16 protein-coding genes are annotated in these 20,199 nt (G+C 67.6%); 9 read left to right on the top strand and 7 right to left on the bottom strand.

Features of this window, described 5'->3' with window-relative positions; genetic code table 11:
- Nucleotides 1–78 precede the first annotated feature (78 nt).
- Both OOK40_RS16150 and OOK40_RS16145 read left to right on the top strand, forming a co-directional pair.
- Nucleotides 79–669 (top strand): Uma2 family endonuclease, encoded by a 591-nt coding sequence (locus tag OOK40_RS16150; RefSeq protein WP_266481385.1) that lies wholly within the window; start codon nt 79–81, stop codon nt 667–669.
- Nucleotides 670–720: 51 nt separating this feature from the next.
- Nucleotides 721–1,710 (top strand): aldo/keto reductase, encoded by a 990-nt coding sequence (locus OOK40_RS16145; RefSeq protein WP_266481382.1) that lies wholly within the window; start codon nt 721–723, stop codon nt 1,708–1,710.
- Nucleotides 1,711–1,856: 146 nt separating this feature from the next.
- Here OOK40_RS16145 and thpR read toward each other — a convergent pair whose 3' ends face one another.
- The 3 genes from thpR to OOK40_RS16130 all read right to left on the bottom strand — a co-directional run bounded on the left by thpR (nt 1,857) and on the right by OOK40_RS16130 (nt 4,521).
- Complete coding sequence (gene thpR, locus OOK40_RS16140; protein WP_266481380.1) at nt 1,857–2,426, bottom strand: RNA 2',3'-cyclic phosphodiesterase; 570 nt, start codon at nt 2,424–2,426, stop codon at nt 1,857–1,859.
- A gap of 307 nt (nt 2,427–2,733) precedes the next feature.
- On the bottom strand, nt 2,734–4,050 hold the full coding sequence (locus tag OOK40_RS16135) for an MFS transporter (protein ID WP_266481376.1): 1,317 nt from the start codon (nt 4,048–4,050) through the stop codon (nt 2,734–2,736).
- A 27-nt stretch (nt 4,051–4,077) separates the two neighbouring features.
- Nucleotides 4,078–4,521: a MarR family winged helix-turn-helix transcriptional regulator gene (locus tag OOK40_RS16130; protein WP_266481373.1), complete on the bottom strand. Its 444-nt coding sequence runs from the start codon at nt 4,519–4,521 to the stop codon at nt 4,078–4,080.
- 134 nt (nt 4,522–4,655) lie between these two features.
- Between OOK40_RS16130 and OOK40_RS16125 the strand changes: the two genes are divergently transcribed.
- Nucleotides 4,656–4,838 (top strand): ribbon-helix-helix protein, CopG family, encoded by a 183-nt coding sequence (locus OOK40_RS16125; RefSeq protein WP_266481371.1) that lies wholly within the window; start codon nt 4,656–4,658, stop codon nt 4,836–4,838.
- A gap of 34 nt (nt 4,839–4,872) precedes the next feature.
- Here the strand turns inward: OOK40_RS16125 and OOK40_RS16120 are convergent, their stop codons facing one another.
- Complete coding sequence (locus tag OOK40_RS16120) at nt 4,873–6,327, bottom strand: NCS2 family permease (protein WP_266481368.1); 1,455 nt, start codon at nt 6,325–6,327, stop codon at nt 4,873–4,875.
- 181 nt (nt 6,328–6,508) lie between these two features.
- Here OOK40_RS16120 and OOK40_RS16115 point away from each other — a divergent pair, with 181 nt between their 5' ends.
- Nucleotides 6,509–6,814 (top strand): DUF2530 domain-containing protein, encoded by a 306-nt coding sequence (locus OOK40_RS16115; protein ID WP_266481366.1) that lies wholly within the window; start codon nt 6,509–6,511, stop codon nt 6,812–6,814.
- 106 nt (nt 6,815–6,920) lie between these two features.
- The gene (locus OOK40_RS16110; RefSeq protein WP_266481363.1) at nt 6,921–9,380 is read left to right on the top strand and encodes an HAD-IC family P-type ATPase; all 2,460 of its coding nucleotides are present in this window, start codon (nt 6,921–6,923) and stop codon (nt 9,378–9,380) included.
- A gap of 89 nt (nt 9,381–9,469) precedes the next feature.
- Here the strand turns inward: OOK40_RS16110 and OOK40_RS16105 are convergent, their stop codons facing one another.
- A complete protein-coding gene (locus OOK40_RS16105; RefSeq protein ID WP_266481361.1) occupies nt 9,470–10,603 on the bottom strand; it encodes an NAD(P)/FAD-dependent oxidoreductase in 1,134 nt (377 codons plus the stop codon).
- Between the two features lie 204 nt (nt 10,604–10,807).
- Here OOK40_RS16105 and OOK40_RS16100 point away from each other — a divergent pair, with 204 nt between their 5' ends.
- Together OOK40_RS16100 and OOK40_RS16095 are read left to right on the top strand one after the other, a co-directional pair.
- Complete coding sequence (locus tag OOK40_RS16100) at nt 10,808–11,476, top strand: class I SAM-dependent methyltransferase (RefSeq protein WP_266481780.1); 669 nt, start codon at nt 10,808–10,810, stop codon at nt 11,474–11,476.
- Nucleotides 11,477–11,794: 318 nt separating this feature from the next.
- Nucleotides 11,795–12,616, top strand: a complete 822-nt coding sequence (locus OOK40_RS16095) for a hypothetical protein (protein ID WP_266481359.1) — start codon at nt 11,795–11,797, stop codon at nt 12,614–12,616.
- Nucleotides 12,617–12,775: 159 nt separating this feature from the next.
- On the opposite strand, the gene OOK40_RS16090 is transcribed toward OOK40_RS16095, so the two are convergent.
- Together OOK40_RS16090 and OOK40_RS16085 are read right to left on the bottom strand one after the other, a co-directional pair.
- Nucleotides 12,776–13,516: a barstar family protein gene (locus OOK40_RS16090; protein ID WP_266481357.1), complete on the bottom strand. Its 741-nt coding sequence runs from the start codon at nt 13,514–13,516 to the stop codon at nt 12,776–12,778.
- A gap of 78 nt (nt 13,517–13,594) precedes the next feature.
- On the bottom strand, nt 13,595–17,713 hold the full coding sequence (locus tag OOK40_RS16085; RefSeq protein ID WP_266481355.1) for a polymorphic toxin-type HINT domain-containing protein: 4,119 nt from the start codon (nt 17,711–17,713) through the stop codon (nt 13,595–13,597).
- A gap of 217 nt (nt 17,714–17,930) precedes the next feature.
- On the opposite strand from OOK40_RS16085, the gene OOK40_RS16080 reads away from it, so the two are divergent.
- Together OOK40_RS16080 and OOK40_RS16075 are read left to right on the top strand one after the other, a co-directional pair.
- Nucleotides 17,931–18,449 (top strand): hypothetical protein, encoded by a 519-nt coding sequence (locus OOK40_RS16080; RefSeq protein ID WP_266481352.1) that lies wholly within the window; start codon nt 17,931–17,933, stop codon nt 18,447–18,449.
- Nucleotides 18,450–18,523: 74 nt separating this feature from the next.
- A complete protein-coding gene (locus tag OOK40_RS16075) occupies nt 18,524–20,107 on the top strand; it encodes a S1 family peptidase (RefSeq protein ID WP_266481350.1) in 1,584 nt (527 codons plus the stop codon).
- Nucleotides 20,108–20,199: the final 92 nt, after the last annotated feature.

Raw genomic sequence — 20,199 nt, 5'->3', positions numbered from 1 at the left:
GGTGTGACGTTGTCACCGTGCGTATCGTTGTACGAGGCGACTGCATGCAACCACGCGGCAGTGGGGAGGAGCGCCACGATGACCGTCGTAGAGAGCGGCAGGATCGACATGGCCGACGACAACGCCGAGCGCTTGGACGAATGGTTCGAGAGGCTTGAGCAGATGCCCGTCCCCGAGGGAATCAAGGTTGAGATCGTCGGGGGAAGCGTCTTCATGTCGCCTCAGCGGAACGTCCATTGGCAGATCATCCGTAGGCTCGTCAGAGCGCTCGAAGACAGGTTCGGCATGGATGTTGAGGTGCTGTCGGACGTGCGCATCGATTTTCCCGGCCCGGAGAACGGCTTCTGTCCTGACGTGGCCAAGCTCCGCGAGGGAGCGGTGGAGGACAGCCGAGGCCGCTGGCGCTTCGAGGACGTGGAGTTCATCGCCGAGGTGATTTCCAAGGGCACAGCACTCAACGACTACGGCCCGAAGAAAATCGCCTACGCCGTCGCCGAAGTCCCGGTCTTCTTGATCGTTGACCCGTACACCGGTAAGTGTCTCCTCTACACCCAGCCCAAGGACGGGGACTACACGACCGAGACGAAAGTCGCCTTCGGGCAGCCGGTCGACCTCACCCACACCCCCCTCGGGCTCACCCTCTCCACCCACGAGTTCCCCCGCGACTGACCCCCTCGCGCACTTGCCTGGAGCGCGCTCCAAGGCGTTGGCTGAAGAACCATGAAGTACACACAGCTCGGACGCACCGGACTCAAGGTCAGCCGACTCGTCCTCGGGACGATGAACTTCGGGCCGCAGACCGACGAGGCCGACAGTCACGTCATCATGGACGCCGCGCTCGGCGCGGGGATCAACTTTTTCGACACCGCCAATGTGTACGGCTGGGGCGAGAACAAGGGCCGCACCGAGGAGATCATCGGCTCCTGGTTCGCCAAGGGCGGCGACCGGCGCGACAAGGTGGTCCTCGCCACCAAGGTCTACGCGAACATGGCCGCCGACGGCGACGCCTGGCCCAACCACGACCGGCTCTCCGCGCTCAACATCCGCCGGGCCGTCGACGCCAGCCTCAAGCGGCTGCGTACGGACCACATCGACCTCTACCAGTTCCACCACATCGACCGTCGCACCCCGGTCGAGGAGATCTGGCAGGCCATCGACACCCTGATCGCCCAGGGCAAGATCCTCTATGCGGGCTCGTCCAACTTCCCCGGCTGGAAGATCGCCCAGACTAACGAGATCGCCCAGAAGCGCGGCTCGTACGGCCTCGTCAGCGAGCAGTGCCTCTACAACCTCGCCGAACGCCGCGCCGAGATGGAGGTCATCCCGGCCGCGCAGGAGTACGGACTCGGGGTCATCCCCTGGTCGCCGCTGCACGGCGGGCTGCTCGGCGGCGTGATCAAGAAGGAGAACGAGGGCAGGCGCCGGGCCTCGGGCCGCTCGGCCGACGCGCTCACGAACACCGAAGTGCGGGCACAGGTCCAGGCGTACGAGGACCTGCTCGACAAGCACGGGCTGGAGCCCGGCGAGGCCGCGCTGGCCTGGCTGCTCACCCGGCCGGGAATCACCGGTCCCATCGTCGGCCCGCGCACCGCGGACCAGCTGGCCTCAGCGCTGCGCGCCGTGGAGCTGGACCTGAGCGACGAGGTGCTGTCCGGGCTGAACGAGATCTTCCCCGGTCCGGGGCCGTCCCCGGAGGCCTTCGCCTGGTAGGGGTCGACGGGGCAGGGCAGCAGTGACGCGGCCGTGGGGTGGTCAGGCTACTGGCCGACCACGGCCGCCACGGCGATGATCGCGAACATCAGCACAAGCACGCCGGCCATGATCTGGTTTCTGGTCTTGGGGTTCACCCTTCGAGACTAACCGGCCAGCCCGAGCGGCCAGGCACCGACCGTCTCGTACCGCGGCTGCTCGCCGCGCACCCCGCTCACCGGCAGATTGCTGCGTACGAGCGCGAGCTCGCCGACGTCCCAGGGCGTGCCCTCGAAGGCCTCCAGCTCCTCGACGAAGGGGCGCAGATCCGCGTCGTCACGGCTGCGGGCGATCGTGAGATGGGCCTGGTAGCGGCGGTGCTCGTCCATGCCGATCCCGGCCCGCCGTGCGGCAGCGTCCGCGCGCTCGGCGAGCAGCCGCATCTCCTCCAGTCCGCCCGCCGCACCCGCCCACAGCGCCCGGTGCCCGAAGCGCCCACCGCGGTGCAGCCGCAGCGGGAAGGCAACGGTCCGATGCGCGGCCCGCCCGAGCCGCTCGTGCAGCTCGGGCAGCAGGGCGTCGTCGACCTCCCCCATGAAGGCAAGGGTGAAATGCCAGCCGGGCCGACCGGTCCAGCGCAGGGCGTCCGCGCCGGGGAGGGTTCTCAACCGGTCGATTTCCAGGGCGAGTTCGTCGACGGCGGGGGTGGGCGGGAGTACGGCGGCGAAGAGTCTCATGATCCGAGTCTGACGCAGTTGGGGTGGCCTGCGGCCCTGTTCCCCCACCCGCCCCTTCCCGAACTGGGGGCAAGCCCCCAGACCCCGTATGCGACCTTCGGCCGCATGTCCTCAAAGGCCGGACGGGCTGAAGAGTGCGGCCCAGCCGCACCTTCACCCCCGCCGGCGTTTGAGGCGCGGGGTTCGGGGCGGAGCCCCGGTTACGGGAAAGGGCGGGGTGGGGGCAAAGCCCGCCGCAGGCGACCCGCGCCCGGTCGACCCGCACCGCACCCGCACCGCACCCGGTCTACCCCCACCCGGCGACGCCCTACGCCGCCGTCGCCAACTCCTCCCTCCGCACGAACTCCACATGCCTCCGCCCCCGCCTCAGATCTATTTTCAGGCGCAGCCCGCCCACCCGGGCGAGCATCACGCCGACTCCGATCGCCGCCACCAGCGCCACCGCACCGCCCGCCGCGAAGCCGATTCGCGGTCCGTACGTGTCGGTGATCCAGCCGACCAGGGGCGCGCCCAGCGGCGTACCGCCCACGAAGACCATCATGAACAGGCTCATCACCCGGCCCCGCATGGCCGGTTCCGTCGCCATCTGGATGCTGGCGTTGGCCGTGACATTGACCGTCAGGCCGAACATCCCGATCGGCACCAGCAGCACCGCGAAGATCCAGAACTGCGGCGCGAACGCGGTCACGATCTCCAGGACGCCGAAGAGCATCCCTGCGGCCACCAGCACCCGCAGTCGCGAGGTGCCGCGCCGGGCCGCGAGCAGGGCTCCCGCCAGGGAGCCGGCTGCCATCAGGGTGTTGAGCAGCCCGTACGTACTGGCACCGGAGTGGTAGACGTTGTTGACGAAGGCCGAGAGCCAGATGGGGAAGTTGAAGCCGAAGGTGCCGATGAAGCCGACGAGGACGATCGGCCAGATCAGCTCGGGCCGCCCCGCGACGTACTTCAGTCCCTCCCGCAGCTGCCCCTTGCCGCGCGGCGCGCGCTCGATCTTGTGGAGCTCGCCGGTGCGCATCAGCAGCAGGCCGGCGAGGGGCGCGATGAAGGACAGGCCGTTCAGCAGGAAGGCGTAACCACTCCCGACGGCCGTGATCAGTACACCGGCGACGGCCGGGCCGACCAGCCGCGCGGACTGGAAGTTGGCGGAGTTGAGGCTGACCGCGTTGGACAGCTGCTCCGGGCCGACCATCTCGGCGACGAAGGACTGGCGTGCCGGATTGTCGACGACCGTGACAAGGCCGAGAAGGAAGGCCGTGAGGTAGACGTGCCAGACCTGGACATGGCCGCTGAGCGTGAGTGCGGCGAGCGCCAGGCCGGTCAGGGCCATCGCCGACTGGGTGGCGACGAGCAGCTGCCGCTTCGGCAGCCGGTCGGCGAGCACTCCGCCGTACAACCCGAACAGGAGCATGGGCAGGAACTGCAGCGCGACGGTGATGCCGACGGCGGACGCGGATCCGGTCAGGCTGAGGACCAGCCAGTCCTGGGCGATGCGCTGCATCCAGGTGCCGGTGTTGGAGACGACTTGCCCGGTGGCGAAGAGCCGGTAGTTACGGATCTTCAGCGAGCTGAACATGGTTGTAGGGGAGGGTGCGGGTGCGGAGTGTGCTCCGGGTCCCGGACTCAAAAGTGTTCGCCTCCTTGGCTGTGCGGATCAGAGGTGCGCGAGCTTCTCCAGTACGGGGGCGGCGGCACGCAGCTTCGCCCAGTCGTCCTCGTCCAGACCCTCGGCGAGGGAGGCCAGCCAGGCGTTCCGCCTGCGGCGGCTCTCTTCGAGCATGGCTTCGGCCTGCTCGGTCTGGCTGACGACCTTCTGCCGGCGGTCATCGGGGTGCGGCTCGAGCCGGACGAGCCCCTTGGCCTCGAGCAGCGCCACGATCCGGGTCATGGACGGTGGCTGGACATGCTCCTTGCGGGCCAGCTCACCGGGGGTGGCGTGGCCGCAACGGGCGAGGGTGCCGAGCACCGACATCTCGGTCGGGCTCAGCGATTCGTCGACGCGCTGATGCTTCAGGCGCCTGCCCAGCCGCATGACGGCCGAGCGCAGGGAGTTCACGGCGGCGACGTCGATGTCATCACCATGGGACAGGTCAGGCATGTTCGTTAGCATAACTCATTACCCAGCCTAAAGACCAGTGGGGGTTACTGCCACGCCGGATTCTCCACTCATATGAGTGAGGCGGATCCGGAAAGTGACGCGGCTGCGGCGGCGGTCCGGCGACTCTGACTGCCATGGAATCGACTGTGCTCAGCCTCCGCATAGACGATGAGCTCCTCGAACGGCTCAGGCACCATGCCGCCAGACGCGGAATGAGCGTCCAGGACTATGTGGTCCGGACGCTCATCCGCGATGACTTCGACGAACGCTTCAAGGCGGCCGTCGACGAGACAGAGAAGTTCTACGGGCTCACGTAGAGCGGCGTAAGCGAAGAGGCGTGAGCGAAGAGGCTTACGTAAGACCCAGCGCCGGCATCGCGTAGTAGAAGACGAACACCGCCGACACCACGTACATCGCGACGGGCACCTCGCGACCCCGCCCGGCGGCGAGCCTCAGCACGCTGAAGGCGATGAAGCCGATGCCGATGCCATTGGTGATGGAGTACGTGAACGGCATCATCACCATCGCCAGGAAGGCCGGGACGGCGACGGTGTAGTCGTTCCAGTCGATGTCGCGGACCGAGCCCGCCAGGATGAGGAAGCCGACCGCCAGCAGCGCGGGCGTCGCCGCCTGGGAGGGGACCATCGTGGCGAGCGGCGTGAGGAACAGCGCCACCCCGAACAGCGCGCCCGTGACGACCGAGGCGAGTCCGGTACGGGCTCCCTCGCCGACGCCTGCCGTGGACTCCACGAAGCAGGTGTTGGCGGACGACGAGGTCACACCACCGGCCGCCACCGCGATGCCGTCGACGATCAGGACCCGGTTGATGCCGGGGAGGTTGCCGTCCTTGTCCATCAGCTTGGCCTCGTCGCCGACGCCGAGGATGGTGCCCATCGCGTCGAAGAAGCAGGACAGCAGCACGGTGAAGACGAACAGCGCGCCCGTCAGAAAGCCGACCTTCTCGAAGCCGCCGAAGAGACTGACCTGGCCGACGAGCCCGAAGTCGGGGGACGCGACCGGATTTCCGGGCCACGTGGGCGTGGTCAGACCCCAGGACGGGACCGTGGCGACCGCGTTGACGACCATCGCGACGACCGTCATCACGACGATGGAGATCAGGATCGCGCCCGGCACCTTGCGGATGATCAGCGCGAGCGTGAGCAGCGCGCCGAGGGCGAAGACGAGGACCGGCCAGCCGTCCAGATGACCGCCGGTGCCCAGCTGGAGCGGGACGGTGGTCTTGGCGACGTCCGGGATACGGGAGACGAAGCCCGAGTCGACCAGGCCGATCAGCATGATGAACAGGCCGATGCCGATCGCGATGCCCTTGCGCAGACTGCGCGGCACGGCGTTCATCACGCGCTCGCGCAGACCGGTGGCCACCAGCAGCATCACGACGAAACCGGCGAGGACGACCATGCCCATCGCGTCCGCCCAGGACATCCGGGGCGCGAGCTGGAGGGCGACGACGGTGTTCACGCCGAGTCCGGCCGCGAGCGCGATCGGGACATTGCCGATGACGCCCATGAGGAGAGTGGAGAAGGCCGCGGTCAGCACGGTGGCGGTGACCAGCTGGCCGCCGTCGAGCTGGTGCCCGTACATGTCCTTCGCGCTGCCGAGGATGATCGGGTTCAGCACGATGATGTAGGCCATCGCGAAGAACGTGGCGAATCCGCCGCGGATCTCGCGGGGGACCGTGGAGCCGCGCTCGGAGATCTTGAAGAAGCGGTCCAGGCCGCCGAGGGGCCCGGAGGGCACCGGGGCCGGGAGCGCGGAGTCGACCTTGGCGGTGGCCGTGGGGGGCATGCGAGACCTCGTCGATCATTTTTGGCCGATTTTAGACGTTCCTACGAATAAAACCAGTCGGACGCAAACCGCTTCAGTATGAACGTATAAGGCGGATTGCGGTATCTCCGCGCGTAGACCCCTGAGGTCAGAGGCCCACCGGGGTGAGAGGGGCCGGTACGGGGCAACCTAGACTGGCCGCATGGCGAAGTGGACCCCCAAGCACGAGGCACCCGAGCCCCTTGAGGGGCCCGTCGTCGCCACCATCACCGGCGGAACGATCCTCTGGTTCGTCCTCTTCCTCGTCCAGATCCCCTTCTACAACTGGTTCGCCGACCGTGACCTGATGTGGTGGGTATGGACCTGCCTGGCCGGCGGCGGTCTCGGCCTGATCGGCATCTGGTACGTGCGCGGCCGGGACGCGGCGCTCAAGCGGGCGAAGGCGGAGTCCGCGGAGACCTCCCCGGACGAGCAGGACGCCACCGCCGCGAGCGACGAAAGCAAGTGACCCCTACGGCACCCGTACTGCCGAAGGACGATTCGCCTCCTACCCCGGTCTGATCTGCCGCGCACTCGGCGGGTGAACCTGCCCCTCCCGCCGTACCGTCGAAACCATGACGCAGCGGGCGAGGATCGACACGGACGGCCCCGAGCCGGGCGGCCCCGCCATCGACGCGGGAGCCGAGCTGGATCCCGTACACCCCCGAAAGCCGCCGAAGTCGGCGCTTGCGCCACGGGCCGAGGGGCTGACGACGGCGGAGGTCGCCGAGCGGGTGGCGCGCGGCGAGGTCAACGACATACCCGTCCGCTCCTCGCGCTCCACCGTCGACATCGTCCGCGCCAACGTCTTCACCCGCTTCAACGCCATCATCGGCGTGCTGTGGGTGATCATGCTCTGCGTCGCGCCGTTCCAGGACAGCCTCTTCGGCTACGTGATCATCGCCAACACCGGTATCGGCATCATCCAGGAGCTGCGCGCCAAGAAGACCCTGGACTCCCTGGCGCTCATCGGCGAGGCCAGGCCGAAGGTACGGCGGGACGGCACCGCCGCGGAAGTCTCCACCTCCGAGATCGTCCTCGGCGATCTCGTCGAACTCGGCCCCGGCGACAAGGTCGTCGTGGACGGCGAGCTGGCGGAGGCGGACAACCTGGAGATCGACGAGTCGCTGCTGACGGGTGAGGCCGACCCAGTGATCAAGCATCCCGGGGATCCGGTGATGTCGGGGTCCTTCGTGGTCGCGGGCGGCGGCGCGTTCACGGCGACGAAGGTGGGGCGGGAGGCGTACGCGGCACAACTCGCGGAGGAGGCGTCCCGGTTCACGCTCGTCCACTCCGAACTGCGCAGCGGTATCAGCACGATCCTCAAGTACGTGACCTGGATGATGATCCCGACCGCGATCGGGCTCGTCATCAGCCAGCTGGTCGTCAAGGACAACAACTTCAAGGACTCGGTGGCCAGGACCGTCGGCGGCATCGTGCCGATGATCCCCGAGGGGCTGGTGCTGCTGACGTCCGTCGCCTTCGCGATCGGGGTCATCCGGCTGGGTCGCAAACAGTGCCTGGTGCAGGAACTCCCCGCGATCGAGGGCCTGGCGCGGGTCGACGTCGTCTGCCTCGACAAGACCGGCACGCTGACCGAAGGCGGCATGGACGTCACGGAGCTGCGGCCGCTGGGCGGTGCGGACGAGCCGTACGTACGCAAGGTGCTCGGCGCACTGGGCGAGTCCGACCCGCGGCCCAACGCCTCCCTGAAGGCGATCATCGACACGTATCCGGACAGCGAGGACTGGCGGTGCACGGAGTCGCTGCCGTTCTCGTCCGCGCGCAAGTACAGCGGGGCCAGCTTCAGCGAAGGCAACGGCGAGAGCTCCACCTGGCTGCTCGGCGCGCCCGATGTGCTGCTGCCGCAGGAAGACGCGGCTCTCGCGGAGATCGAGCAGCTCAACGAACAGGGCCTGCGGGTGCTGCTGCTCGCCCGGGCCGCCGGCGAACTGTACGCCCCGTCCGTCACCGCAGGGGCGCGGCCGACCGCGCTGGTCGTCCTGGAACAGCGACTGCGCCCGGACGCGGCCGACACACTGCGCTACTTCGACGAGCAGAAGGTCCACGCCAAGGTCATCTCCGGCGACAACGCGGTGTCCGTGGGCGCGGTGGCCGGGAAACTCGGCCTGCCCGGCGCCCAGAACACGGTCGACGCACGCCGACTGCCTGCCGAACAGGCCCCGATGGCCGAGTCCCTGGACGCCCACTCGGTCTTCGGCCGGGTCACCCCGCAGCAGAAGCGCGACATGGTCGGCGCGCTGCAGTCACGCGGCCACACGGTCGCGATGACGGGCGACGGGGTGAACGATGTGCTCGCCCTGAAGGACGCGGACATCGGCGTCTCGATGGGCTCGGGCTCGGAGGCGACCAAGGCGGTGGCCCAGATTGTGCTCCTCAACAACAGCTTCGCGACGCTGCCGTCGGTGGTGGCGGAGGGGCGCCGGGTGATCGGCAACATCACGCGGGTCGCCACGCTGTTCCTGACCAAGACGGTCTACTCCGTGCTGCTGGCCATCCTGGTGGTCTGCTCGCAGGTCGAATACCCCTTCCTGCCACGGCACTTGACGCTGCTGTCCACGCTGACGATCGGCGTACCGGCATTCTTCCTGGCGCTGGCCCCGAACAAGGAACGCGCGAAGCCGGAGTTCGTACGCAGGGTGATGCGGTACGCGATCCCGGCGGGGGTGATCGCGGCGGCGACGACGTTCGCGACGTACCTGCTCGCGCGCTCCTACTACAGCGGCCCCGGCTCCCTCGACGCGGAAACGAGCGCGGCGACGCTGACGCTGTTCCTGGTCTCGATGTGGGTCCTGGCGATCATCGCCCGGCCATACACGTGGTGGCGGGTGTGCCTGGTGGCGGCGATGGCGGCGTGCTTCCTGATCGTGCTGATCGTGCCGTGGCTCCAGGACTTCTTCGCGCTGAAGCTGGTGGGAGCGGTCCTGCCGTGGATTGCGGTGGGGATCGCGGCGGCGGGGGCGGTGCTGCTGGAGGTGTCCTGGCGGGTGGTGGCCCGGAGGTACGGGGCGTAGCCGACTGGCTCGGCGGGCGGTGTCTGCCGGACCGCTCCTCCCGTCGAGGCCACCGCCAGCGCCCTGCGTCCGCTACGCGACCCGGCGTCTCACGGGGTCTGCTCGTGGCCGGTGAACATGTCGATCAGGCTGTGGGGTGCGCCTGCTCCGTAGAACATCTCGTGGACCTGGGTGCCTTCGGTGGCGGCCGCGGCGCTGCGGGTGAACATGGCCTGCTCGTACTCGGTGAGCGCGGCCTCGGCGTCCTCGGGGTGCGCGGCGAGGGCCTTGCCCAGTTCGGCGCCGTCGTACATGGCCAGGTTGGCGCCCTCGCCGTTCGGGAGCGAGAGGTGGGCGGCGTCGCCGAGCAGGGTCACCCCCGGCACCCGCTCCCACCGGTGCTCGACGGGCAGGGCGTAGAGGGGCCGCAGGGCCGGTGCGGTGTCTCCGTCGGCGATCAGCGCGGTGAGTTCCGGTGCCCAGCCGTCAAACTCCCGCGCGATCCGCACGGTGGCCGCGGCGGAATCGGTGAAGTCGATGTTCGCGAACCAGTCCCGCGGCCGGGCGAGCATCACGTAGGTGTGCAGGGTGCCGCCCCTCTCCCGGTGAGCCAGGAGTCCCTTGCCCGGCGCGAGCGCGAACAGCGACCCGCCGCCGACCGCTTTCGCTCCGGCCGGGTGCCGGGTGTCGGCGTCGAACAGGCAGATCTCGACGCCCGACATGCCGATGTACTCGGGTGCCGCGTTGGAAAGCAGTGGCCGGACTCGGGACCACGCGCCGTCCGCGCCGACCAGCAGGCCGGTGGTGACGGTGGTGCCGTCGGCGAAGGTCACCTCGTGGCGGCCCTCGCCGAGGGCACGGGTACCGCCGACCTTGCGGCCCCACCGGACGGTGCCGGCCGGGAGCGAGTCGAGGAGCATCTGCCGCAGCTCGCCGCGCAGCACCTCGGGGTTGCCACCCGTACCGTCGTCGGCATGATCGAACAGGACGGTCCCGTCCCGGTCGAGAACCCGTATCGACTGGCGGCCCTCCAGGATGAGGCTACGGAACTCGTCCATCAGGCCGGCCGACCGCAAAGCAGGCTGTCCGCTGTCCTCGTGGATGTCGAGCATCCCGCCCTGCGCACGCGCCGTCGGAGAGACCTCCGCCTCGTAGACCGTGGCCGGGATGCCGTGGACGTGCAGGACGCGGGCGAGCGTAAGGCCGCCGAGTCCGGCACCGATGATCGTGACGTCAGTGGTCATGGTGGTTCCTTGCTGTCGCATGCCTGCCGGACGGGCACCGGCAGGATCTCCTGAAAGGTTCCAGACCCCACCGACACGCCGCCTAGCACGGACCGACAGCCACCGACATGCGACCGACAGCGTCCGCATCGCCGCGACTCTCGCTCGACAACTGTGGGCCGTCGTACCAGCCGCAAGCCCGTTGTGCAGTCCTATCGTTGGCTGATGCGCACACACCATATTGACCGCCCAGCCGATCTCGACGTGGTACGTGAGTCCTATGACCGGGTGGCCGACAACTACGCCCACATGGTGCTGACGACGGGATTCGGCGACATCCGTACCCACCCCTGGCTCAAGGCTTCAATCGACGCCTTCGCCGACACCGTGGGCGAACTCGGGCCTGTCCTGGACGTCGGCTGCGGACCCGGAACGGTGACCGCCTACCTGGCCGAACGCGGACTCGACGTGTCCGGGGTAGACCTCTCCCCTCGCATGATCGAGAACGCACGCCGTCTTCATCCGCAATGCCGCTTCGGTGTCGCCTCTGCCACCGATCTCAATCTTGGTGAAGCATCCCTTGGCGGCGTGCTCGGGTGGTGGTCACTGTTCAACCTCCCCCGCGACGTCCTGCCTCAGGTCCTCGCCCTGTTCGCGCGCGCCCTGAAGCCAGGCGGACACTTCATCACCGCAACACACGTCGGCGACGAAGACGCGGTGCGCACCGAGGCATACGGAGGAGTACCCGTTCGTTGGACGACGCACAAATGGCGGCCGGAACAGCTCGTGGACCTGATCGAGCAGGCCGGGCTGCGCCCGGTCGCCGAACTCCGGCTCCCTGCAGATGAGCAGAGCGGGCCGGGTGTAGTCGTCATGGCCAAGCGCCCCGACTGAGGACCAGACACCGCTGGCGGCACAGGGCCCGAGCAGTCGAACCCGCGCGGCCCCGTGCCGCCCCAGACGTAGGGCTTGCGCAACTGTGCCTTGGCGGGCGACACCGTGCGTATCCCATCCGCGCCGGGCCGCCCGACGACCGATCCCGCCGACCCCCCGTGGACTTCCTTCTGTACAGGCCCTGACGGTGTGTAAAGCTCTGGCCTGTAGGGTCTTTCCGGAGCAACTCGGTGGGGGGCCGGGTGTGTTGAGCCGAGCCTGAGAGTGCCCCCATGAGTCGCGCACATCGGACACAACGAAGACCATGGGGGACCCTTCATGAAATACACCGGCCTGAGGCGCAAGCTCAGCGCCATAGCCGCCGGCGCGGCGTTCGCCCTGCTCCTTCCCGCCACCACTGCCGACGCCGCCAACACCGCGGCCACCCAGGTCTATTCGGGCAACGGCTGCAAGGCACTTCCCGGCATCCATTCCCTGTCGGGGGACGGCACCGGATACACGATCCAGTTCGCCGGCGCCGACGCCCGGACCAAGCTCGGCCCCACCGCCAAACAGGCCGCGGCGCAGCTCACCTCCGTGACCGGCATCAAGTTCAACGTCTCGACGGCCCTCAAGGCCTCCCCCGAAAGGTGCGCGGCCCAGCCACGCCACGTCCTGACGCTGGGCACCAAGTACCGCCCGTTCGACGGCAAGCGGGGCATGTCCCGCGCGTGGCACTGCTACAACACCGGTGACCACAGCGTGTGGGGCGGATGGTCGTGGATCGACACGGAGTACTGGTCGAGGCCCGACTGGTTCAGCGGCAACAAGACCACCAACGCGGCCATTCTCAACAACGCCATCAACCACGAGATCGGCCACATGGTCGGCCTGGACCACCCGAACAAAGACCTCAACCATGATGGCAAGACGGCCGACTTCGAGTGCCCGCTGACCCCGAAGAAGTACCGGCCTCTGATGTGCTCGCCCAATGGCGGCTACACCACGGCGGACGGCGGGGGCAAGTTCACGTCGCTCGAGACACCTGGCCTCAAGCAGCTCGCGGTGAACTGGACCCTGCCCGCCCCGGCCGCCAAGACCCCCTTCGCCACGACGGCACCCGGCATCGACAGGGGCGCGCTCGGCGGAGCCGAGTCCTGAGGCGTAACACAGGCAACACCTGAGGCAGCAAACGCTCCTCACTTCAAGGGGCGCCGCAGGTGCCACCTGCGGCACCCCGAAACGAGGCGGCACAGGTGGGTCCTGCCCCCGGGCCTGGGCGATGAATGCGTTCGCACGGCAGGGCGTGGGGTCCTCCCCTCAGAGGATGACCGAGACGTTCGCGGAGCGCAGCGCGTTCAGAAACATATCTACATACGCTTCGCCGAGATGCGTGCGAGCGGTATCCACTGATCGCCAGTGCAGTGTGAACGGTGGACGCACGCCAAATCCCCCACCGAGACAATCTCTCAGCGCATCCAGGGTTGACCCGAAGTAACCGCCGGGGCCGCGCAGGGCTTCACCGAAAGCGCAGTAGAGACCGGCCCGATCAGTGATGTGGCTGCCATCCAATGAGAAGGTGCCACCGTAGGAGTCCGGCCCGGCATCGGCAGGGAATGTCACCAGGTCGCTGTGGAGACGGGCGCAGTCGAGCCAGGCATCTCGTTCATCCGGGGAGAGATCAACCCAGGCGTTAGGGCCGGGTTCGGCTCCTTCACGCCACCGCGCCCAGGCTGCGGGTGCGTGTGGATGGGGAAGGTCCAATACGTATCCGGAGAGTCGCAGAGCGCTGCCACCGTCGTATTCAGTCTCCGTCAGGTGCACATCGCTCAACGAGTAGGAGCCGATCGTCTCGCCGTGAGAATCGAGGACTCTGATCTCAAGGTCGGCGACTTCACGGGGGACATGACTCTCACTCATGCGGTTTCTCACTGCGAGGAAAGTTCGCCATGAATCCTCGGAGTCGACGAAGAAGTCAACCAGATCACCGGCAACAAACAACTCTTGCGTGTCGTCAACTGAATATATTGAGTAGCATCCGTCAAGGACTCGACTGCTCACAGGACCTCACTTCCAATTAACACGAGAGAGAGACGGGCAGGTACGGCGCCACGCCGCACCTGCCCATCGGTTCAGAATTTACGGCTTGAGATCGGGGACGTCGCCACCGTCCTTGTACCAAGGCCCGGGGAAGAGGCGCGGCTTCTTGTAATCGTGCTTCCAGATGAATCCGAGCTTTCCGTCCGGCCTCTTCAGAACTCGATGGTTGGTGCCTGGAACATCGTAAATCACAGACCCCTTCCACTGCGCTTTCTGGCGGGTGGGGAGGGCGTCCGCCTGATAGATGTCAAGCCCACCTGGACCGCTGCCCGGCCGAGGCGTGCCGCGTCCGGCCAGAACTTCCTCGTACTGGTCCCGCAGCTCCTTGTTGATGATTGGATTCTTGTCCGAGAGCTTCGGCTTCGCCTTGGTGCAGCCTGCATTGTGAACCAGTACCGGTGTAGCGCCCGCCAGCACAAAGTAGGTATGAAGGCCGGCGACCGTGAGGTTGTACGTCCGCGCTGTCTGACTGAAGGCACGGTTCCCTGTCAGGATGACGGTCTCGCTCTGCTCGGTGAGCAGCGTCATGCCTGGCTCGAGCCCCTGTGCCTCGACCCAACGGCGCTGGGAGGGGGACCAGAAGGGATGCTCGCGGGTCGCCGTCAGGGACTCAATGCCCCGCGGGGTGGCGATGAACAGTGTGTTGAACTGCTTGTCGTCGTCCGTGGTGATCAGTCGTGTGACGGGTCGTGGGCCGGACTCACCTGTTTCAGGGTCGGTCGCGACGACCCGGTCGCCCACTTGGACGTTCTCGATGTCCTTGGTGCGGCCGTACGGCAGGAGGACATCGGTGCCCGCGGGGAAGCAATTGCAATCGCTGGGCTTTCTCTTCCGTGACGACCCTTCCCTGTGTGAGAACAGGGCGATGAGGAAGCTGGGAACCTGGTAGGCATCGCTCGTGGTGTCGTAACCGTAACCGGCGATCCATTCGTCGAACTGCTCACCGTAATCACACCCCGGAGCGCCGGGACCACCGTCCCAGCAGTCGCTGTCGACGAGCCATCCGAAATACTCGGCCGCGTACGGGACATTGCTGACCAGGCCGTAGAAGACCTCGCCCACGCCCATGTAGACGTCGTGGCCGAAATCAGCGATGTCACTGCCGGCGTCACTCAACCAGCCGGGAATCCAGCTGTCGTCCTCATTGCCGGCAGGCTTGTCCGCCTCGGCTTTCTTCTTCTTTTCCTCCTCCATCTGCTGACGCCAGGCCGCTGCCTCCTGCTTTTGCTTGACGACAACGATCGCTTTGGCTTCTTTGAAGGCCTTGTCCGCAGCGGCCGCGTCCTTGCCTGCCTTGTCCGCCGAGACACGGGCTTCGTGGGCCGACGTCCATGCCTCGTTGGCGGAGGTGCTCGCCCAGTATGCGGATTCCCTGGCCCGGGCAGCGGAGGTTTGTGCACGGTCGGCGGCGTTCAGGGCATCGGTTTCGGCTGCGCGGGCGGTTCTGGCGGACTCCTTGGCCTGGGCGGCGGAAGACTCGGCGTCGTCGGCTGACCTGTCGGCGTCCGCGGCGTACTTCTTGGCCTGACCGGCGGAGGCGTCGGCGCTCTTGGCCCAGTCCTTGGCTTCGGCGGATGCCTTGCGGGCAGTGGCGGCGACCTTGTTGGCTATGGCGGCGTTCACCTGTGCCTTGGCTGCGACGCTCGCGCCCGTGGCGAGGAGGTGCTGCATGTCTGCGATGTGGGTGGCCGCGAGGGCGTCCTTGCGCTTGGCCTGGTACTGGCCGACGGCGATGAACTCGTGCAGCGTCTGCGGCGTGCCTTCGAGGGCGATCCGAGCGGCCGCAACAAGTTCGGGACCGCCGGCGCTGATCAGCTGGGACACCTGGACCCGCTCGTCGTTGGTGCGGGCGATGTACTGCCCCTTGACCAGGAATTCACGGAGCTTGCCGGGGTCGTTCTCCTTGAGAGCGGCGACCGCCGCCTCCTTCAGCCCGCGCTGGCCAACGCTGACAACCTGCGAGACACGAACCCGGTAGTCGTTCGCCGCAGCCTCGTCCGCACCGGTTTCGAGGAAGGCGTGGATCTGCGCGGCGTCACCTTGGAGCGCCTTTTGCGCCGCAGCACGAATCGTCGCGGACTTGGGGTCCTCCGCCAGGCGTTCGACGCGGACGTATTCGTCCTGCTCCGCCGCTTCTTTCCGGCCAGTGCGAAGGTAGTCGACGATCGCTTCGTCCGAACCGCCGAGGGCGACCTGAGCAGCGGTGCTGCTCCAGGAACCACCGGTCTTCATCGTGATGACCGCGATCCGGCGGCCCTTCTGAGCGACTTGGGAGGCGTCGGCGCCGGGAACGTCGGCCTCGGTGACAAGCCGGTCGGCTTCGGTCACGAGATCCTTGGCCTGCTTGGTCCGCCCAGCCTGCTCGGCGAGGCGTTTGTCGTCCTCCGCCTTGAGGTCCTTGGCCTGCTCAATCGCGCCGTTGGTGCGGGTGAGGAGCTCTGCGACCTCGGCCTTGCGGGTGAGGTCGAAGAACTTGCGGGCCTTCGCCACCGCGTTGGTCGCGAGATCGGCTGCCTTCTTGGCTTCCGCCGCGTGCGCGGTGGACTCCTTGGCGGCCGCGGCGGACTTTCCCGCCTGCTTGGCGGCCTCGTCGGCGGCCTTGGCGGCATTCTCCGCATGGGTGGCTGCGCTGTTGGCCGCGTCCCGTGCCTCGTAGGCGGCGGTTGCTGACTCCTGGGCCAGGCTTTCGGCTTTGTTCGCTGCCCGGGTCGCCTCTCGGGCATGGCGGCGTGCCTGAGCCGCTGCGGCGTCGGCTTCCGTGGAGTGGGCACCGGCGGCGTCGGCGAGATTGCTGGCCTCACTGGCCGACGATGCGGCGGCGTCGGCGTTGGCGCCGGCGGACGAGGCGGCCTTCGCCGCGATGCCCGCCTGGGTCGCCGCGCGACCGGCCTGGTCGGCGGCCTGAGCTGCCTTCTTGGCCCCCGCGGCCGCGGCCCGGGCACCCTCGGCTGCCTTCCGTGCGTTCGCCGCCTCGCCGGCGTCCGTCGCTGCTGCCGCGGCTGCGCCCTGTGCGCGGGAGGCGGCCTCGGCCGCACCGGCTGCCGCACTGGCCGCCTGCGAGGCCGCGGCGGCGGCAATGCGTGCGGAGGCATTAGCGGCCTGGGCGGCGCTGATGGCCTGCTGCGCTGCGGCTGCGGCTCCCCGTGCGGCGCGTGCGGCACGGTTCGCGGCGTTCGCTGCCGTCTTGGAGTCCTTGCCCGCCTTCTTGGTTTCCCGGGCCGCTTCAAGCGCGGCTTCCTTCGCGAGATTCGACGCCTCCACAGCGCGCGCAGAGGCCTCCTTCGCCTCCCGCGTCTGGATCTCCGCCGCCTTGCCGGCGACCTGGGCCTGCTTCACCAGTTGGCTGATGCTCGCACGCTCGCGGTCCCGGGCCTGGGCCACGTACTGTCCCACGGCCAGGAACTCGCGCACGTCCTCGATGGAGCCCGCGACCGCGACCTTGGCCGCCGCCTTGACCGCGGGCCCACCCGTGCTCACGATTTGCGACAGCGCAACGCGGTCGTCGGCTTCCTGCGCTATGTACTGACCGTTCTCAAGGAAATCGCGCACCTTCTGTGAGCCGCCGGCGAGAGCCGCCCGAGCCGCCGCCTCGACACCAGGACTGTCGTTCGCGCTGACGATCTGTGAGACGCGTACCCGGTCGTCCTGCTCAAGCGGAGTCTGCCAGCCGTCCTTCAGAAATGCCTGAAGAGTTGTCGTGTCACCGCGCAGCGCGGTCAGGGCGGCTTCCCGCACGCCCGGGCCGCTGACGGAGATCATCTGCGAAAACGCCACCTGCTCGTCGTGCAGTTGGACGATGGCCCTCTCCTTGTTCAGGAATTGGCGCACATCGTCGTCTGTGCCCATCAGCGCGACCTCCGCCGCGGCTTTCACTCCTGGCCCCCCGGCCCGCCACAGTTCCACCGCCCGGCCGCGGTCGGTGCGCGGAATCGAACCGAACACCATCTGGTCTTCGCCCTCATCCGCCGCAGCCGGGGATGACCCCAGCAGCGTTGCGGTAAGTGAGAGCACCAGGGCGCCGCTGACACACAGTATCGATGCCGCACGCGCCCACCTTCCCCCTGACTTATTCAACATTTCTCCCGTGCGAAGCAACCCGCATGGTCGGGCAGGTTGCTGAAATTGAGTCCCGCCGAGAATAGCCCACAAAAAACGCACTATGAGTCACCAAATAAAGCGGAGCGACTAATTCCGTACCGGACGGTAATGTCGAGGGAAACGTTGCCTTTAGCGCACGGTCGTTATCGATTCGTTATGACCGAATGCTGGTGAAGGATCGGAATAGGAGAGTGGTACTTTTCGTGGAGGCCCGGGGGAACGGGTCTTCTCGCGCGGCAGCTCCACACGCCGCGCACCATCTGGAAGGAAACCTCAGGTGATATTTCGCGCGCGCGGAATACTGCTCGCCGGTGTCGTCGGCGCTGTCACTGCCCTTGTGGGAGGAGCCGCTCTCGCCGTCGCCTCCGCCGCCCCTCAGACCAGGGTGGCCGCTGCCGGAATGGGTGACGACGCCAGTCCGCCGTACGCCATCGAGGACTTCGCGTACCCGGGCGCAGACAAAATCCTTGCAGAGAAGGGCATTGTCCTGCGCAAGGGCGACGGCCATATCCTGCTCGCGGACTGCGGCGCCACGAACCAGATTCAGATCTGGACCCGGCAGAACAACGAGGGCAGATACTGCTTCAACGTCATCGGGAAGACCGGCAATCTCATCCTGGAAGTCAAGAACGTCCACGCCGTCCAGACCGAGGAACGCGCTGTCCGCGCCAGCCTCACGGTCAACGGAAAGACCACCGCCGTCGACGTCCCGAAGGACGACTACAAGCCCGTCGGTGAAGGGGACATCAAGAATCCCACCCCGGCCGTACTGGTCGAACTCAAGGTAACCGGCTGACCTTCTCCCGAAGCGCAAATTTCGGCGCAGAACCGATTCCCGTTCGTCCAACGACCGATCTGCAAGGAAAGCACATGTCTGGCATTCGGCAACGCGTCACCTCAGTATCAGCATTTCTGGCAGCAGCGGTCACAGCCGGGGCACTGGTCGCTACTCCCGCGAACGCGGTCGTCGGAGACAGCCCCCAGGACAGCCAGTACGCCTTCACCGCGAAAATCGACATAGGCAACGGACAGCGCAGCTGCACCGGCACACTGGTCGACCAGCAGTGGCTGATCACCGCCGCCAGCTGCTTCGCCGACAACCCGGCCCAGGAGCCGAAGGTGGCGGCCGGCGCACCCAGGATGAAGACCACCGCCACCATCGGCCGTGCCGACCTCACGGCCCCGGGTGGAAGCGTCGTCGACGTCGTTGAACTCGTCCCGCGTGACGACCGGGACCTCGTCATGGCGCGCCTCGCGACACCGGTCACCGGTGTGAAGCCGGTCCAGATCGGTTCGGTCGCCCCGCGCGAAGGTGAGGAACTGAAGGCGGTCGGCTACGGCCGTACCAAGGACGAGTGGGTGCCCAACCGGGTCCACGCCGGGGCCTTCACGGTCCAGGCGGCCGGGGGAACGACTGTCGCCCTCGAGCCCACGTCCGCCGGCGCGGCCGTCTGCAAGGGTGACACCGGCGGCCCGGCGCTGCGTGAGGCGGACGGCAAGGTCGAACTGGCCGCGGTCAACAGCGTCTCTTGGCAGGGAGGGTGTTTCGGGTCCGGGGCAGAGACCCGCAAGGCCGCCGTGAGCACCCGCGTCGACGACATCGCCGACTGGATCAGGCAGACCGCCCTGCGCACTCTGCTGTCCCGCGCCGACTGGAAGAAGGCCGACCTCCTGGCCGCCGGATACTTCACGGGCGGCTCCGCGAACGGCAAGCGCCACATGGACCTGCTCGTGCGCTGGGTGGATGGTTCGGTGACCCTGTACCAGGGTGCCGAGGCCAATGACGCGAAGGTTCCGTTCTCGGCGCAGTACGAGTTGGCGAAAGCCGGCAGTGTGTGGAAGCACGCCAAGGCGATCTCCGGTGGCAGTTTCACCGCCGGTGGCAGTGACGGTCTGGTGGTGCGCTGGGTCGATGGTGAGGTGACCCAGTACGCGCACGTGGACCAGCAGGGCTTCCACAACGAGAAGACGCTGGCCAAGACGGCGGCGTGGCAGAACGCCAAGCTCGTGACCGCGGGCCGCTTCAACGGCGGCAGCCTCCGTGACGACCTGCTCGTGGTGTGGGCCAACGGTACGGTCTCGCTCTATGCGGATCTGAACACGAACGGTGTCCGCAAGGAGGTCCAGCTGGCCAAGGCGGACAAGACGTGGACGTACGCCGACCAAATCAGCGCGGGCGAGTTCACGGGCGCCAAGACCAGTGATCTGCTGGTCCGCTGGAAGGACGGCGAGACGACCATCTACCCCGGCGTCGACACCAAGGGCTTCCACGGCGAGACCAAGATCCGCCCCGTCAAGTCCCCTTGGATCAATGCCACGGTACTTACCGTTGGTGCCTTCACCGCCAACAAGGTTCCCAACGACGTCCTTGTCCGCTGGAACGACGGGAAGTTGACCCTGCATCCCGGTGTGAACGGCGCCGGGCTGCACAGCGAAGTCCAGATCGCCGACTGAGCCACCCGCGTCCAGTGGTGGCGGCCCGTGACCGACAGAAGGAACGGGCCGCCACCACACCACCCGTTGTCCACCCCGCCGCCGCACCGCCG

Source organism: Streptomyces sp. NBC_01481, from assembly GCF_026339995.1.
GTDB lineage: Bacteria > Actinomycetota > Actinomycetes > Streptomycetales > Streptomycetaceae > Streptomyces.
Note: the sequence above shows the minus strand (reverse complement) of the source record. Positions and strands in the feature narration are given on the sequence as shown.

Coding starts and splice junctions, on each gene's coding strand:
- OOK40_RS16095 (WP_266481359.1), top strand. CDS start 11,795: ATGAAATACACCGGCCTGAGGCGCAAGCTCAGCGCCATAGCCGCCGGC.
- OOK40_RS16125 (WP_266481371.1), top strand. CDS start 4,656: ATGGAATCGACTGTGCTCAGCCTCCGCATAGACGATGAGCTCCTCGAA.
- OOK40_RS16150 (WP_266481385.1), top strand. CDS start 79: ATGACCGTCGTAGAGAGCGGCAGGATCGACATGGCCGACGACAACGCC.
- OOK40_RS16115 (WP_266481366.1), top strand. CDS start 6,509: ATGGCGAAGTGGACCCCCAAGCACGAGGCACCCGAGCCCCTTGAGGGG.
- OOK40_RS16120 (WP_266481368.1), bottom strand. CDS start 6,327: ATGCCCCCCACGGCCACCGCCAAGGTCGACTCCGCGCTCCCGGCCCCG.
- OOK40_RS16145 (WP_266481382.1), top strand. CDS start 721: ATGAAGTACACACAGCTCGGACGCACCGGACTCAAGGTCAGCCGACTC.
- OOK40_RS16075 (WP_266481350.1), top strand. CDS start 18,524: ATGTCTGGCATTCGGCAACGCGTCACCTCAGTATCAGCATTTCTGGCA.
- OOK40_RS16110 (WP_266481363.1), top strand. CDS start 6,921: ATGACGCAGCGGGCGAGGATCGACACGGACGGCCCCGAGCCGGGCGGC.
- thpR (WP_266481380.1), bottom strand. CDS start 2,426: ATGAGACTCTTCGCCGCCGTACTCCCGCCCACCCCCGCCGTCGACGAA.
- OOK40_RS16100 (WP_266481780.1), top strand. CDS start 10,808: ATGCGCACACACCATATTGACCGCCCAGCCGATCTCGACGTGGTACGT.
- OOK40_RS16130 (WP_266481373.1), bottom strand. CDS start 4,521: ATGCCTGACCTGTCCCATGGTGATGACATCGACGTCGCCGCCGTGAAC.
- OOK40_RS16105 (WP_266481361.1), bottom strand. CDS start 10,603: ATGACCACTGACGTCACGATCATCGGTGCCGGACTCGGCGGCCTTACG.